Source organism: Collinsella aerofaciens (assembly GCF_039062365.1).
Lineage (GTDB): Bacteria > Actinomycetota > Coriobacteriia > Coriobacteriales > Coriobacteriaceae > Collinsella.
Genome location: NZ_JBCJBI010000002.1, coordinates 140,530 through 155,008 on the forward strand (window position 1 = coordinate 140,530; position 14,479 = coordinate 155,008).

Annotated in this window: 11 protein-coding genes; 7 read left to right on the plus strand and 4 right to left on the minus strand. The window is 57.3% G+C overall.

The window, feature by feature from the left end:
- Positions 1-295: 295 nt before the first annotated feature.
- Complete coding sequence (locus tag ABCN01_RS01800; RefSeq protein ID WP_342995688.1) at positions 296-2,116, plus strand: DUF3825 domain-containing protein; 1,821 nt, start codon at positions 296-298, stop codon at positions 2,114-2,116.
- Between the two features lie 123 nt (positions 2,117-2,239).
- Here ABCN01_RS01800 and ABCN01_RS01805 read toward each other — a convergent pair whose 3' ends face one another.
- On the minus strand, positions 2,240-3,448 hold the full coding sequence (locus ABCN01_RS01805; RefSeq protein WP_342995689.1) for an ATP-binding protein: 1,209 nt from the start codon (positions 3,446-3,448) through the stop codon (positions 2,240-2,242).
- 252 nt (positions 3,449-3,700) lie between these two features.
- Here ABCN01_RS01805 and ABCN01_RS01810 point away from each other — a divergent pair, with 252 nt between their 5' ends.
- From ABCN01_RS01810 to ABCN01_RS01820, 3 genes are all read left to right on the plus strand, one after another.
- Entirely contained in the window at positions 3,701-5,698 is a 1,998-nt protein-coding gene (locus ABCN01_RS01810) for a DNA gyrase/topoisomerase IV subunit B (protein ID WP_342995690.1), read from the plus strand.
- Positions 5,699-5,743: 45 nt separating this feature from the next.
- Positions 5,744-7,984 (plus strand): DNA gyrase subunit A, encoded by a 2,241-nt coding sequence (locus ABCN01_RS01815; protein WP_342995691.1) that lies wholly within the window; start codon positions 5,744-5,746, stop codon positions 7,982-7,984.
- Positions 7,985-8,228: 244 nt separating this feature from the next.
- The gene (locus ABCN01_RS01820) at positions 8,229-9,092 is read left to right on the plus strand and encodes an ATP-binding protein (RefSeq protein WP_343014165.1); all 864 of its coding nucleotides are present in this window, start codon (positions 8,229-8,231) and stop codon (positions 9,090-9,092) included.
- A 108-nt stretch (positions 9,093-9,200) separates the two neighbouring features.
- Here ABCN01_RS01820 and ABCN01_RS01825 read toward each other — a convergent pair whose 3' ends face one another.
- Complete coding sequence (locus tag ABCN01_RS01825; RefSeq protein WP_342995693.1) at positions 9,201-9,731, minus strand: flavodoxin family protein; 531 nt, start codon at positions 9,729-9,731, stop codon at positions 9,201-9,203.
- A gap of 674 nt (positions 9,732-10,405) precedes the next feature.
- Between ABCN01_RS01825 and ABCN01_RS01830 the strand changes: the two genes are divergently transcribed.
- The 3 genes from ABCN01_RS01830 to ABCN01_RS01840 all read left to right on the plus strand — a co-directional run bounded on the left by ABCN01_RS01830 (position 10,406) and on the right by ABCN01_RS01840 (position 12,285).
- Positions 10,406-11,035 (plus strand): class I SAM-dependent methyltransferase, encoded by a 630-nt coding sequence (locus ABCN01_RS01830; protein WP_342995694.1) that lies wholly within the window; start codon positions 10,406-10,408, stop codon positions 11,033-11,035.
- Entirely contained in the window at positions 11,022-11,381 is a 360-nt protein-coding gene (locus tag ABCN01_RS01835; protein WP_342995695.1) for a class I SAM-dependent methyltransferase, read from the plus strand. The genes ABCN01_RS01830 and ABCN01_RS01835 overlap by 14 nt, the downstream gene beginning before the upstream one ends.
- Before the next feature lie 73 nt (positions 11,382-11,454).
- On the plus strand, positions 11,455-12,285 hold the full coding sequence (locus ABCN01_RS01840; RefSeq protein ID WP_342995696.1) for a class I SAM-dependent methyltransferase: 831 nt from the start codon (positions 11,455-11,457) through the stop codon (positions 12,283-12,285).
- Between the two features lie 95 nt (positions 12,286-12,380).
- Here ABCN01_RS01840 and ABCN01_RS01845 read toward each other — a convergent pair whose 3' ends face one another.
- Positions 12,381-13,265 carry an ROK family protein gene (locus tag ABCN01_RS01845; RefSeq protein WP_342995697.1) on the minus strand — a complete coding sequence of 295 codons (885 nt, stop codon included), beginning with the start codon at positions 13,263-13,265 and terminating at the stop codon, positions 12,381-12,383.
- A 79-nt stretch (positions 13,266-13,344) separates the two neighbouring features.
- Positions 13,345-14,469: a glycoside hydrolase family 172 protein gene (locus tag ABCN01_RS01850; protein WP_172676343.1), complete on the minus strand. Its 1,125-nt coding sequence runs from the start codon at positions 14,467-14,469 to the stop codon at positions 13,345-13,347.
- Positions 14,470-14,479 lie beyond the last annotated feature (10 nt).

Here is a 14,479-nt window from a genome sequence, read left to right on the forward strand (position 1 = left end):
CATCCCGTGGCATCGGCTTCCACTATGAGCGTATGACGAAACACGACGCCGGCGAAGTGACCCGTGGCCCAAATGACGCCCCGTTAGACCCTCTTTCTGACCAAAAGGGCCCCAGTTCGCATACCCTCGGCCCACAAAACGAGACGCATGTCCCAATATCCGGGCGCAAAACCGACGTACCGGCGGCACCTATCAGAGCGTATGATGTCCTCAACGATTTCGGACAGCGGGCACAAGTCGTCGTTGACATCCAAGCCGCTCACCCGAACCGAGCAATTATTTGGAGGAGACAAATATGGAAGAAGCAAAGTATGGACAGAACATTCTGAGCGAGGAGGAGCGTCTGGTTATCGCCAGGGCTGTCGATTCGCCCAAGTTTAAAGCTTCCCCCGTCTCCGCCGAGCTCATTGATTCCTTTAGCGACGACCTGACGAGCTTTGCATCGATTCCGTATACCTCTAAATCCAGGCTTTCGAGCCTCTATGGGCCGGGGCTCGATGCCATGGCGCTGCTTTGCGCCGATTGGAAAGAAGCGTACGCCCAGGGCGCGCTTTATATGCGAGACCCCAAAACGGTCAGCTTTGCCACACACCTGGAGACTGCAAATGGATCGGCCGTTGAACTGTCGATTGCCGAAAATGCACAGGACGGCCTCCCCTGGTTTCTCTCGTATGTCCCCATTGCCGATCGCATGAAGCTGCGCCGAGATTATGAGACCAAGGCCCCGAGCATCGACACCCATACGCAACCCGCTGCAAGCACGAACGCCGATACCGGTGCTCGCCCCGCTGCGACCTCACTGCCACCGCTCCTAGAGCGCAATCTCGAACGCATGCAGGAGACCGAGGACTATCTCGAGGGCCCCGTTCCGCAAGACCTCGTCGAGGAATTTGCATCCCTTGGCGAGGAGCTCTCATCGTTCGCATGGACTTCGCAGCGATGGACCGACACGATCATCGAGTACGCAAAACGTGACATCGACGTCACGGCCCTTTTGGACCGCGACTGGAAATTCGCCTTCTCCAACCGGATCATCCGCTTCTACGAGGGTAAGGTTATCTTTCCGATCAGCGTTCTTCGAAACGACGGGGAAACTCCGGTCGAGGTGTCGATAACGCGCGACCGTAAGATGGATCGCCCGGGTGCGCTGCCTTGGCGTGTCTGCTATGTCGATAACTTCGCTTTCCAAAAGGTGCGTGCCGGCCGTGCGCTCACCGACTGGGCATATCTGGGCAACATCGATAGCATGATCGAGAGTCTTGCGGATTACGCGCTGGACGAAAAATGGGGCTTTGACCAGGACGAGGACTCCAAGGACTATTCGATTCTTCGCAGCTACCTCATGTACACCTTCTATCGCCTTCAGTCCGAAAACAAGGTTCTCGAGGACAGCGACAAGGGAATCGCGGCGTTTAACACCGGTCTCGTCGACCCCACCTACGAGGCCATTTATGCCTGTTTCTCGCCGTCGAGCAGCGGATGTCCATGGCGCTTCGAGGCCTTTTGCAAAGCAGGTTCAAAGCAGTGGGGCAAGAAACTCGTTGCGTCGTTTGACCCGCTTCCGCAGCGCGCTTCCTACTTTGAAAAGAAGGAAGACCTGCTCTTTGACGGAAACAGAACGCTCCAGCGCGACGTTGACCATATCCTGCTCGACAACATCGACCGCCTGCCCGAGGCGTTTCTTGCCGAGGAGCTGCGCGGAAGCAGCGATGCGCTCGAAGCACTGTCGAGGGCGGTTAACGCAGATGACGACGCGTCGAAGAAGGCCGCCTATGACGAACTACGCGAAGCCGTTGAGGACAACGCCAAGGTGAAGCGTCGCCTGATCAACAGGCTCGACGATGCCATCGAGCTCGCCCAGAAGCGTGTCGAGTGGAACTTCAAGACCGCCGTTCCGGCGTTCTACCCCACCAAGAACACCATGAGCCTGCTGCTGCCGCTCGATCTGACCGAAAACGACCGGCCCGATGTCGCCCTGGTGGTCGAGCTTATGGAGTCCGGCGCCTATATAGGCCAGACAATTCTGGCCATGAAGATGGCCTATAACAACGCGCGCCTGATCAGCCGCCCGGACAGCGACTGGCTCAATACTTCGCTGCAAGTTACAGACTGCTAAACAATCCGGCTCTCTTGCCCCGCGTTCCACCAATGAGCGCGGGGCTTTGCTATGTACCGTTTACTCGGACAGAAGCGGCTCGGTTTTGTCCGAGTAAACGCGGGCATAAACTATCACCGCCCGCTATTCGACATTCGACCCCTCCCCCATCAGCCACCGGGCGATGTCGACCACCTTAATCCCCTCATAATCAACAGCCTCATGCTTTGTACGCGCAATGACCATCTTGGGATACGCATCACGTATCGCAAGCAGAGGCGCCACTTCGCGCTTAAAGGTCTCCTGACGCGAAATGTCATCGCTAACTTGGATATACACACGTTCATCGCGACGAATTGCCACGAAGTCGATTTCCTTCTTATAAAGCACCCCGACATAGATTTCCCAACCGCGTCTTAGGAGCTCTAAAGCGACCATATTTTCATATACATGCCCGAAGTCGAGTTTTTTAGTGCCCAGTTTTGCATATCTGATTGCATGATCCGATAAATAGTATTTATCACCCGAAGTGAGGTACTTCTTACCGCCTACGTCATAGCGGCGAACTCGATAGAACGCGAAGGCCTGGCATAAATATCCAAGGTACTGGGCGAGCGTTGCCACGGAAACGCGCGTGCCGGCAGCGTCCAGCGCGGCCGCAATCCCGCTAACAGAAGATATGTTACCGATATTGTCCATTAGGAAATCGCATGCACGTTCTAGTTGCACCTTGTTACGAACCCCATGCTTTTCTTCCACATCACGCAAAACCAAGACATCTAGCACGTTCGCAATATATCGATAGCGAGCTCGCTCGCTAGGATACAAATAAGAGCCAGGCATTCCGCCCTCTCTTAAATAGCGGTCAAGCGCTTCGTCTGGGTCATGAATTTCGTGATACGTCGAAAACTCAAGCAGGGAAAACGGGAATACTTCGACCTCATATGTCCGCCCGCGAAAAAGCGTCGCCAAGTCACTCGAAAGCAAGAAAGCATTGGAGCCAGTAACGTAGATATCGTATTTACCCGATGCATGAAGGCTATTGACCGCTTTTTCGAACCCAACGCAAGTTTGTACCTCATCGATCATCACAATGTTATCGAGGCCCTCGCAATAGCTTTCCTCAACGTAGCGATGCAATGCTCGAAAATCCGTTAGTTCCTCGAATTCGAGGAGATTGAAATTGATACGGATAATATTGGCATCGGGGTCGGCCTCACGAATGCGATCGGCAAGAGCTTCCAGTAGAACAGATTTGCCGCACCTACGAATGCCGGTAATAACCTTGATGTCCGGCGTTCCCTTAGCGCCAAGAAGCGCTTCCATATATTGAGGACGTTCGATAATCTTCATATCTTCACCGCTCTATTAAATAAAAACTCTCCTGATTCGTTTTCATTTAGTATATATCTGATTCTACTAAAAGAAATCAAATATTTATTGATTTGATTCAGCTATTTCTCCCAATAGCTTAACATCAGTCGATATATCACGAACGATTGTTCGATGGATTTCGTGTTGGTTGGAATCGCCTATGGGCTGGGCTATGCTACCTTGACTATCTATATGACTTAAACGCAGCAAAGGAGCACCGAGAGAGCGAGTATGGCAAAAAACACCGCAAACTATGGTAACGACAGTATCCGCCAGCTCAAGGACGAGGAGCGCGTACGCCTGCGCCCCGCCGTCATCTTTGGCTCGGACGGACTCGACGGCTGCGCGCATGCCGCCTTCGAGATCCTGTCCAACGCCGTTGACGAGGCGCGCCAGGGCTACGGCAAGCTCATCACCCTTACCGCCTTTCGCGATGGCTCCATTCAGGTAGAGGACAACGGCCGCGGCTGTCCGCTCGACTGGAACCCTTCCGAGAAGCGCTTTAACTGGGAGCTCGTCTTTTGCGAGCTCTACGCAGGTGGCAAATACAACAACAACCAGGGCGGCGACTACGACTTCTCGCTCGGTACCAACGGCCTGGGCTCGTGCGCGACCCAGTACGCCTCCGAATACATGGACGTCACGGTTTGGCGCGACGGCAACAAGTACTCCCTGCACTTTAAGAAGGGCAAGGTCGTCGGCGCCAAAAAGAAAGCGCTTGAGATTGAGCCCAGCGACGAGGACCGCACCGGCACCACCATCAAGTGGCGCCCCGATCTCGAAGTCTTTACCTCGATCAGCATCCCCCACGAGTGGTATCGCGAGACCATGCGCCGCCAGGCCGTGGTCAACGCCAACGTGACCTTCCGCCTGCGCATCGAGGGCGACGACGGCGAGTTCTCCGAAGAGGACTTCTGCTATCCCAAGGGCATCGAGGACTACGTGCTCGAGAAGGTCGGTACCGACTACCTTACCGAGCCCTTCTTTATCGAGGCCGACCGTCGCGGTCGCGACCGCGAGGACCTGCCCGACTACAACGTAAAGATCACCGCGTGCATGTGCTTCTCGCGCACTTTCATGATGCAGGAGTACTACCACAACTCATCGTGGCTCGAGAACGGCGGCTCACCCGAGAAGGCGGCCCGTAGCGCTCTGACCAGCGCCATCGATGCCTACATTAAGCAACAGGGCAAATACAACAAAAACGAGAGCGGCATTAAGTGGCAAGACGTCCAGGACTGCCTGGTACTGGTGACCAACTGCTTCTCCACTCAGACGTCCTACGAAAACCAGACCAAGAAGGCCATCAACAACCGCTTTATCCAGCAGGCTATGACGGCCTTCTTTAAGGAGCGCCTCTCGACCTACCTAATCGAGAACAAAGACGCTGCCAACAAGATCATGGAGCAGGTGCTCATCAACAAGCGTTCGCGCGAGAACGCCGAGAAAACGCGCCAGAGCATCAAAACCAACCTGCAGCAGAAGACCGACATGGCCAACCGCGTGCAGAAGTTCATCGACTGCCGCTCCAAAGATAAGAACCGTCGCGAGATCTACATCGTAGAGGGCGACTCGGCAGCAGGTGCCATCCGCACCTCGCGCGATGCCGAGTTCCAGGGCGTTATGCCCGTCCGCGGCAAGATCCTCAACTGCCTGAAAGAGGACTACCCGCGCATCTTTAAGTCCGACATCATCATGGACCTCATGCGCGTGCTGGGCTGCGGCGTGGAAATCAAAGACAAGCGCATCAAGAACCTCGGCGCCTTTGACCTGGACAACCTCAACTGGAACAAGGTCATCATCTGTACGGACGCCGACGTCGACGGTTACCACATCCGCACGCTTGTGCTCACCATGCTCTATCGCCTGGTGCCCACGCTCATCGACGAAGGCTACGTGTATATCGCCGAGTCGCCGCTCTACGAGATCAACTGCAAAGAAAAGACCTACTTTGCCTACACCGAGCTCGAGAAGAACGGCATCCTCAAAGAAATCGGCGACCAGAAGTGTTCCATCAACCGCTCCAAGGGTCTTGGTGAGAACGATCCGGACATGATGTGGCTCACCACCATGAACCCCGAGACGCGCCGCCTGATCAAGGTGGAGCCCGAGGACGTCACCAAGATGGAGACCATGTTCAACCTGTTGCTGGGCAACGACGAGGCGGGCCGTAAGCGCCATATCTCTGAGCACGGCAAGGAATACCTGGACCAGCTGGACCTGCAGTAGCAGCAAATCGATAACGACGGCCCATAAGAAGTTCAAGAGGAAATCGTGGCAAAGAAGAAGACGAAGAACCAGCCAAAGAAAAAGCAGGTCAACGCCGAAAACGTCATCGGCCTGCACTCCGAGGTCACCGATCAGCCAATCACGCAGACGCTCGAGGTCAACTACATGCCCTATGCTATGAGCGTCAACGTCTCGCGTGCATTCCCCGAGATTGACGGCTTTAAGCCCTCGCACCGCAAGCTGCTCTACACCATGTACAAGATGGGTCTGCTCAAGGGCGAGCGCCAGAAGAGCGCCAACATCGTGGGCCAGACCATGAAGCTCAACCCGCACGGCGATGCCGCGATCTACGAGACGATGGTGCGCCTGGCCACCGGCAACGAGGCGCTGCTCGCCCCCTTCGTGGAGTCGAAGGGCAACTTTGGCAAGTACTATTCGGGTGACCTGAGCTACGCCGCCTCGCGTTATACCGAGGCCAAGCTCTCCCCCATCAGCGCCGAAATCTTCAAGGACATCGACAAGGACCCGGTCGACTTCGTCGACAGCTACGACGGCGCCATGAAGGAGCCGCGCCTGCTGCCCACCACGTTCCCCAACATCCTCGTCTCGGCCAACAAGGGCATCGGCGTCGCAATGGCGTCCGACATCTGCGGCTTCAACCTCAACGAGGTCTGCACTGCCACAATGCACTACCTGCAGGACCCCGACTGCGACCTGCTCGAGTACATGCCCATGCCCGACTTCTCGACCGGCGGCGAGATTATCTACCGCCGCGAGGAGATGGAAAAGATTATCGAGACCGGCCTTGGCAGCTTCCAGATCCGCTCCCGCTGGCGCTGGATTCCCGAAGAGCGCATCATCGAGGTCTACGAGATTCCCTACACCACCAAGACCGATGTCATCATCGAGCGCATCGTCAAGCTCTCCAAGGAGGGCAAGGTCAAGGAGATCGCCGACATCCGCGACGAGACAGACCTTTCGGGTCTGCGCATCGCCATCGACCTTAAGCGCGGCGTCGACCCCGACAAGCTCATGGCCAAGCTCTATCGCTCGACCACGCTGCAGGATTCGTTCTCGTGCAACTTCAACGTGCTCGTCGACGGCTATCCCCGTGTTATGGGCGTGCGCCAGATTCTGCACGAGTGGGTCAAGTGGCGTATTGAGTCCACGCGTCGCCGTATCAACTTTGACCTGGGCAAAAAGTCCGAGCGCCTGCACCTGCTGCACGGCCTCGAGGCGATCTTGCTCGACATCGACAAGGCTATCGCCATCATCCGCGGCACCAAGCTCGAGGCCGAAGTCGTGCCCAACCTCATGAAGGGTTTCGATATCGACGAAACCCAGGCCGAGTTTGTTGCCGAGCTCAAGCTCCGCAACATCAACGAGGAGTACATCCTCAATCGCACCAAGGACATCGCCAAGCTCGAGGGCGAGATTGCCGAGCTTGAGGAGATCCTTTCCAGCGAGGAGAACATCAAGAAGGTCATCAGCGACGAGCTGGCCGCGGTCAACAAGAAGTACGTGATGCCGCGCCGCACGGGCAGGATCGAGCCCCACGAGGTTATCGAGGTAAGCCTGGAGCCCGAGGTCGAGGAGTACCCGGTTACTATCATGCTTTCGCGCGAGGGCTACCTTAAAAAGATGACGGACCGTGTGCTCAAGAAGGCGACCACGCTCAAGTACAAGGACGGCGACAAACCCTTTATCGAGTTCCCGTCCTCCAACACGCACGAGCTGCTGGTCTTTACCAACAAGAGCCAGGTGTACAAGTGCAAGGTTGCGGCATTTGAGGATACCAAGTCGGCCCAGCTGGGCTCGTACCTGCCCACCGATCTTGAGATGGAACCCGACGAGAGCGTCATCTGGGTCATCGACCCCGAGGACTACAAGGCCGACGTGCTGTTCGTCTTTGAGAACGGCCGCGCGGTGCGCGTCGCACTTGCCGGATACGTTACCAAGACCAACCGCAAGCGCCTCAAGAACGCCATCTACGGCGGCAGCAAGCTGCTATATGCCCAGGTGCTCAAGGAGGACCGCGACATCGCGCTGGTCTCGAGCGACTACCGCCTGATGAACTTCAACACGTCGTTGCTCAAGACCAAGACGACCACCAACACGCAGGGCGTCCAGGCCTTTACGGCTAAGAAGGGCCGCTCGGTCACCACCGTCGGCACAACCGAGGAGATTCTTGGCGCCGGCGTCTCTGCCGAGAAGTTCACCGCGCAGAGCCTCCCCTCAGCCGGTGCCCTCATGAAAGAAAACGACATGCCGAGTTTGTTTGACTAGGACGACGGCAGTCGAACTGGTCCAAGCCACAAACCAACGGGGCCCGGAGCGCAGCAACATCGCGCTCCGGGCCCCGCTCGTTGCAACGTAGTCGGAATAATAGAACTCCCCGTTTTTCACTCCTGCAATCCCACGGCACAAGGCATGTTAAGCCATTAGCAAAACTTGCAAAATTTAGCAAAAGTTGCAAAAGTTAGCAAAACCTGCAAAGGGGCCACCATGGATTGCAGCAAATGTCTCCGCCATGCCAGGCATGCTCGAAGATATTATCGAGCGAACCAAAGAAGCCGCAGATAGCTACCTCTCACAGCCTCACGCGCGCATAAACGGTGTTCAAATTGGCCCAGTGGGCATCGATTGGACATATGCTCAAGAGGCTCAGGGCAACTGGCGCACGCGCATGAATGGCATCTTTAAGCAACTCGAAAAACATGACATCGGACTTCTCATCACCATCGATGAAGTCACCGTCGATCTCGAAGAAATGCTTCAATTTGCCTCTGTTTACCAGCACTTTGTACGCGAAGGTAAAAAAGTTGCCCTACTCATGGCAGGACTGCCCTACAAAGTATCGGCGTTGCTGCGTAACGATTCCGTCTCGTTCCTCAGGCGTTCCCAATATCATCAGTTGGGACGAATCACTGACGTTGAAATTGCAAACGCATTCCGCAAAACCGTTGAGGCCGGAGGCCGCTCAATCACGCCAGAAGCGCTCGAGGATGCCGTGAAGGCCGTCGACGGATTTCCCTATATGATGCAGCTCGTCGGATATCGCACATGGGATGTTTCGGAGAACTCGCCCAAAATCAGTGCACCTGATGTACAGCAGGGTTCTCTGCTTGCCCGCATGGAGCTGCGCGATCGAATTCTCGAAACGACCTATCAGGAGCTTTCCGATAAAGACATTGAGTTTTTGCTCGCGATGCTGCCCGATTCTGGCCCCAGCAGGGTCTCGGAGATAGCCAAACGCATGGGCGTCGCCAGCAACTACGCAAGCCAATACAAACGCCGCCTCCTCGAGGACGGCGTTATCGGGGAACGTGGACGTGGCCTCGTCGGCTTCGACATCCCCGCGTTCAGGGAATTCTTGAACGAGAAGGCGTTTTAGCACACCGGAATTGTCCGCGGGAGCATCGTTGCATGGCAATCAGCAATCCTCTTGGTAAGGGCGGCAAGCATTTCCGCTTGTGCTGATTGCCATGCGCTCCTCTTGTCCTTAGGCGAGCTTGCAAGCGAGCTCTCGCACCTCTTCCAACTTGGGCGAGGAGGCCATGCTGTCGCGCTCGGTCATACCGCTGATGGTGACAATGCCCTGGTCCTCCCACTTGCAGTACGCGCAGGTTGACTTGTACATAGCGATCGCCGCATCATAGACGCCCTCGCTGTGGCTATCGAGCAAAAGGGCCGTCTTGGTGAACGGGAAGCCCGTAGCACCGAAGGCGTACAGGCGGTCGATGGCGGCCTTTTCCTGCGCGGTGATATCGAACCAGTAGATAGGCGAGGCGAAGACGACCATATCTGCGTCTTTCAGCGACTCGATCACGTTGGCCATGTCATCCTTCTGCACACAGGTGCCCTCATGGGCGAAGCAGTACCGGCATCCCAAGCAGCCGGCGATCTTTTTGCTGGCAACGCGGACGACCTCGACCGTATTGCCACCCTCACGCGCGGTCTCGGCAAACGCCTCGACCATGGTGTCGGTATTGGCGCCCTTACGCGGGCTGCCACTCAACACAACGATATTCATAGAAATCTCCCTCCTTCATGCCGCAGGCGCGCGGCATATTTTTTTGTAACCAAAACGGATGGAGTTAATCAATCGCCTCGTTTTCGCTACTCCCACTCAGTGACTAGTCCAGTCCGAGTGTTCTCGATGCGTGTCGTGTCGTACCGCCTCAGGGCTGATTCGTGCGCAATTTGGGCGAATCAGGCCCTTGATTCGCGATTTCGAATGACTCGATTGATTCGCAAAACCGCAGGTCGCTCCTTTAATCACTCCCTGGTTTCCGCCGGGGTTCGTAGCGGGTGGCGTGAAAAGGGGTGATTCAAAGGGTCGGAGAGATGCCTATAGCGCAATCGTCTGGTATTGGCGCGGTGAGGGACTTCTCATCTCCATCAGTCCAAATCGTCAAGCTCCGAAAGACGTCGAGCTAGAGAAAAGGACCTATTTCCCGTCACGGATTGGGTTTACCTGCATGACTAGAGCCCTAGTGTAATTGACTGGATCACCGTTCCGGGAACCGGTATCGACCCACCTGTCCGCCAAGCTCCTTCTTCAGCTCCAGCCTAGTATCTGACTCGCGCCGTTATAAGCGAAAACCGAAGAGATGCGTCTTAGCCAAGAGAATAAGATTAGCCTTATCTTACTGCATGATTCGTGTGTTATAGTTAGATCGCTCTAACTATTTGGGGGCGATTGCCATGCACGAACGCAAGGGCTTCTGGGACAAGAATGCCGGTCGGTACGACCGTTTCATGCGAAACGACCGGGCGGCGTATGAGAAGATGTATGGGCTGATCAGGCCGGTGGTGAAAGCAAAGACCGTACTGGAGGTTGCCACCGGCACGGGGCTTATCGCAAAGAGCATCGTGGATGCGGCGGCGCACGTCGAGGCTACGGACGCTTCTGCAAAGATGATCCTTGAAGCAAAGCGGGACAATCAATCCGCAAAGCTGCACTTTTCCGTACAAGATATGTTCCGCCTGCCCTATGCACAGGAGTCCTTCGAAGTGGTGATCGCGTCCAACGCGCTTCACATAGTGCCGCATCCGGAAAAGGCCCTGCAAGAAATCAGGCGGGTGCTGAAGGACGACGGCGTGCTCATCGCGCCAACCTTCACCCACGCGGGAAACTCGGTTTCCGGCAAGGTAAAAGCCTTTTTCATGAGTATGGCGGGATTCCCCCTCCATAGCAGGTGGACAAGCGAGGAATACCTGAGTTTCCTGCGTCAAAACGGCTGGGCGGTGCAGAAAAGCGCGGTGCTGAAGGCTTCGTTCCCGTTGACCTATGCGGAATGCACGAAATCGGAGGGACCAGATGTCGTTCTTTGAAAACACCCGCAAGCCCGTGGGCCTCGGCGGAAAACTTATGGTTGCCATGATGAATCTGGGCCACAGCCCTGTGGTGCAGTGGGGACTTCGATTTCTACGACTTGCGCCAAATGCCAAGGTGCTGGATTGCGGCTGCGGCGGCGGGGCGAACATAAAACGGCTGCTGAAAAAATGCCCGCATGGCGTCGTCAAGGGCATCGACTATTCGCCCGTCAGCGTGGAGAAGGCTAGAAAGCTCAACCGAACCGCAATTCAGGAGGGGCGTTGCGCCGTTCTGCAAGGCAGTGTGGCGGATATGGCGTTTGAGGACGCCATGCGGGCATTTTTGTATCCATCCTGCACATGACGATAGGCATGACGGTCATAGCAGCTGTGCTGGCGGCAATTATGACAGTTTTTATTCACTGAGGAAGAAACCTATGAAATGTAAAATTGAGAAAAACACCGTGCAGGAGACGCTGATCCTCCCGCTGTATTCCCGAAAGCTGTGTACGGAGCCGTACCCGAACCTTTACAGAGATGAAACAGCGGTTCGCCTGCTCGACCAGATCGACTACGACTTTTCAGAGGCAGAGAAAAACTCCCGCAGCCTGATACAGCGCTTTGGTGCGCTGGAGGTGGCCATGCGGCAGAGTGATCTTGCTTTCGAGGTGCGGGATTACCTGAAAGGCCACCCCAATGCAGCGGTGGTCAATCTGGGCTGTGGGCTGGACAACACCGGCAGAACCTGCGACAACGGTAGATGCAAGATCTACAATCTGGACTTCCCGGATGTGATTGCCTTGCGGCAGCAGCTACTGACCGCCGGGGATCGAGAACAAAATATCCCCTGCGACCTGAAAGACACCGCATGGTTTGGCAAAATCGATGCCTCCGGCGGGGCGGTGTTCTTTGCCTCCGGAGTGTTCTATTACTTTCTGACCCAGCAGGTCCGGGAACTGGTGCGGGGGATGGCGGACGCTTTCCCCGGCGGTGTGTTGGTCTTTGATGCTGCCAATCGGACGGCAGTAAAGATGATCGCAAAAACATGGCTTAAGACTGCAAAAATCAAGGATGTGGGGGCATATTTTGCGGTTTCGGATGCCGCCAAGGAAATCGGCACGTGGGACAGACGTCTGCAGGTCACAAGTCGTGGCTATATGCTGGGTTACAACGATTTGAGAGACCCTTCTGTCAGCGGCTTTTTCCGGTTTCTCGCAAGGGTCGGTGACAACGGGATGAAAATGCAAATCGTGAAAATAAGATTTTGAGAGGCAAAAATGCAAAAGACGAGCGCTTCTTGCCGCTCAATTGGCAAGAAGCGCTCGTCTTTTCTTAACGCGTTGTATGGCGGAGAGAGCGCAAGTTACGCGAGCGCCCTTCTTGCCAGCTCGGCCGCGCCGAGGATTCCTTGGTCGCCGCCGCAGCCCGGGGCGCAGATGTAGCTCTCCATGTCCTTAAGCTCGGCGGTCTGGATGTAGCCACCCAGATATTCGAGGGTCTTCTTGCGGACGATGCCGTAGAGCTGCTCCTGGTGCATCACGCCGCCGCCGAGGACGATGCGGCGAGGCGAGTACATGAGCACGAGGTTCGCGCACATCTGCCCCAGATAATCCCCCTCGAGCGCCCACACCTCATCGTTGTCCGCGAGCTCGGCCGCGGGCTTTCCCCAGCGCGCGGCAATGGCGGGGCCGGAGGCGAGGCCCTCGAGACAGCTCGCGTGGCTCGGGCAGACGCAGCGTCCCTCCTCGGTGGGACGGGTCCTTACCAGCATGTGGCCGGCCTCGGGGTGCAGCATGCCGTGAAGGAGCCTGCCCGCGCACATGACGCCCGCGCCCACGCCGGTGCCGATGGTCACGTAGACGGCGTCCTCGAGCCCCTTGCAGCAGCCGAAGACCACTTCGCCGAGGCAGGCAACGTTCACGTCCGTGTCGTAGGCCACCGGAATCCCGAGGGCGTCGGCGAACGCGGCGCGAAGACCATGGCCTCGCCACGCGAGCTTGGGCGTCTGGAGGATGGAGCCGTAGCGCTCGTCGTTGGGGTCGACGCAGGTCGGGCCGAAGGCGCCGATGCCCAACGCGTCCACATCACGGACGGTGAACCACTCGATCATCTGCGGGACGGTCTCGGCGGGCGTAAGCGTCGGGGTCTCCATACGGTCGAGGACCTCGCCGTCGCCGGACACCACGGCACAGACCATCTTGGTCCCGCCGGCCTCGAGGGCGCCGAGCCTCATTTGCTTTTCGCTCATGTGATCCTCCTTACAAAGGGACGCCCGCAGTCATGGTCAACCGCGGGCGCCCATAACGTTGGCTTGTTTCGAGGCGACCCTACCTGGGCACGCGGTCCTGCCTTGCGGCAAACGGGGCGAGCACGGCGTGCGGCTCGCTTTGGTACCAGTAGGCGACGGTGGAGATGTCGTCCTCGCGCTCGTAGAGCTTGATGTCGTCGTTGCCGAGGTCCTGGAACGTCACGCGCAGGTCCTCCTTGAACGAGATCGGGTCGGGAAGGTGCCACCTGTAGAGGCCGTGCCTGGGCAGCGCGTCGTCGTTGGTCGCGAGCATCGGGTTCGGGTTCGGCTTGCCCGCGCTGAAGCGGTCGCGCGTGGCGTCGCGCGTCGAGCGGTACGGGTAGCCGGCGAACAGCGTGTTGAAGCACTGCGCCTCGGGCAGCGCGTGGGGCGGCCTGTCGAGGAAGGCCCAGGCACCGCCGAAGTAGTCCTCGGCTCCCGTCGAGGTGACCGTGGGGAACTCCTCGTCGCCGTCGAGGAAGAACTTCATCTCGCCCTCGCCCCACCAATAGCGCTCCAGGGCGCACAGGGCCATGTAGGTGCCGACGTAGTAGCCCTTACCGCGCACGCCGTCGAGCACGGTGTAGTCGACGCCCCTGCGGGTGCTGCGCTCGCGGTTAAAACGGGCGTGGAAGTACATGGCGTCGTCCGGCACGTCGGTGAGCGCGTAGTTGAACGTGTAGAAGATGTACTTAATGAACCCGGGGTGCTCGCTCGTAAGCGTGACCTTGGCGTGCTTCCTGAAAGGCATCTCGAAGTAGCAGTTCATGCCGCCCGTCGGGTTCACGCAGATGGGCATCGAGTTGACGATGGCGCGCTCACCGAAGCCGTTGCAGAAGAAGTCGCCGACAGGGCACTCGACCGAGGGGGTCTCCTCGTCGTCCCAGTAGAAGCGCAGCACGAGGTCGCGCATGACGAAGCTGCCGGCGGCGGTCTTGTCGGGGACGGTCATCCAGATGTGGCGGATGATGCCGGGGCCCTCGATGTCCGCGAGCGTGATGGTCTCGCCGGACTCAAGGGGCACGCAGCACGAGCCCTTGCGGCCGACGCCGAGGTGGCTGGCCGACATGGCGGCGCGGCCCTTCTCGCCCGTGATGTTCTCGGGGGTGATGGCGCGGCTTTCCTCACCGCCGTGCATCCACACGTCTTTAAGGAACTCTCTCATCGTCGACCTC

Excerpts from the sequence above, each read along its gene's own strand:
- ABCN01_RS01800 (WP_342995688.1), top strand. The coding sequence starts at position 296 with ATGGAAGAAGCAAAGTATGGACAGAACATTCTGAGCGAGGAGGAGCGT.
- ABCN01_RS01805 (WP_342995689.1), bottom strand. The coding sequence starts at position 3,448 with ATGAAGATTATCGAACGTCCTCAATATATGGAAGCGCTTCTTGGCGCT.
- ABCN01_RS01810 (WP_342995690.1), top strand. The coding sequence starts at position 3,701 with ATGGCAAAAAACACCGCAAACTATGGTAACGACAGTATCCGCCAGCTC.
- ABCN01_RS01820 (WP_343014165.1), top strand. The coding sequence starts at position 8,229 with ATGCCAGGCATGCTCGAAGATATTATCGAGCGAACCAAAGAAGCCGCA.
- ABCN01_RS01825 (WP_342995693.1), bottom strand. The coding sequence starts at position 9,731 with ATGAATATCGTTGTGTTGAGTGGCAGCCCGCGTAAGGGCGCCAATACC.
- ABCN01_RS01830 (WP_342995694.1), top strand. The coding sequence starts at position 10,406 with ATGCACGAACGCAAGGGCTTCTGGGACAAGAATGCCGGTCGGTACGAC.
- ABCN01_RS01835 (WP_342995695.1), top strand. The coding sequence starts at position 11,022 with ATGTCGTTCTTTGAAAACACCCGCAAGCCCGTGGGCCTCGGCGGAAAA.
- ABCN01_RS01840 (WP_342995696.1), top strand. The coding sequence starts at position 11,455 with ATGAAATGTAAAATTGAGAAAAACACCGTGCAGGAGACGCTGATCCTC.
- ABCN01_RS01845 (WP_342995697.1), bottom strand. The coding sequence starts at position 13,265 with ATGAGCGAAAAGCAAATGAGGCTCGGCGCCCTCGAGGCCGGCGGGACC.
- ABCN01_RS01850 (WP_172676343.1), bottom strand. The coding sequence starts at position 14,469 with ATGAGAGAGTTCCTTAAAGACGTGTGGATGCACGGCGGTGAGGAAAGC.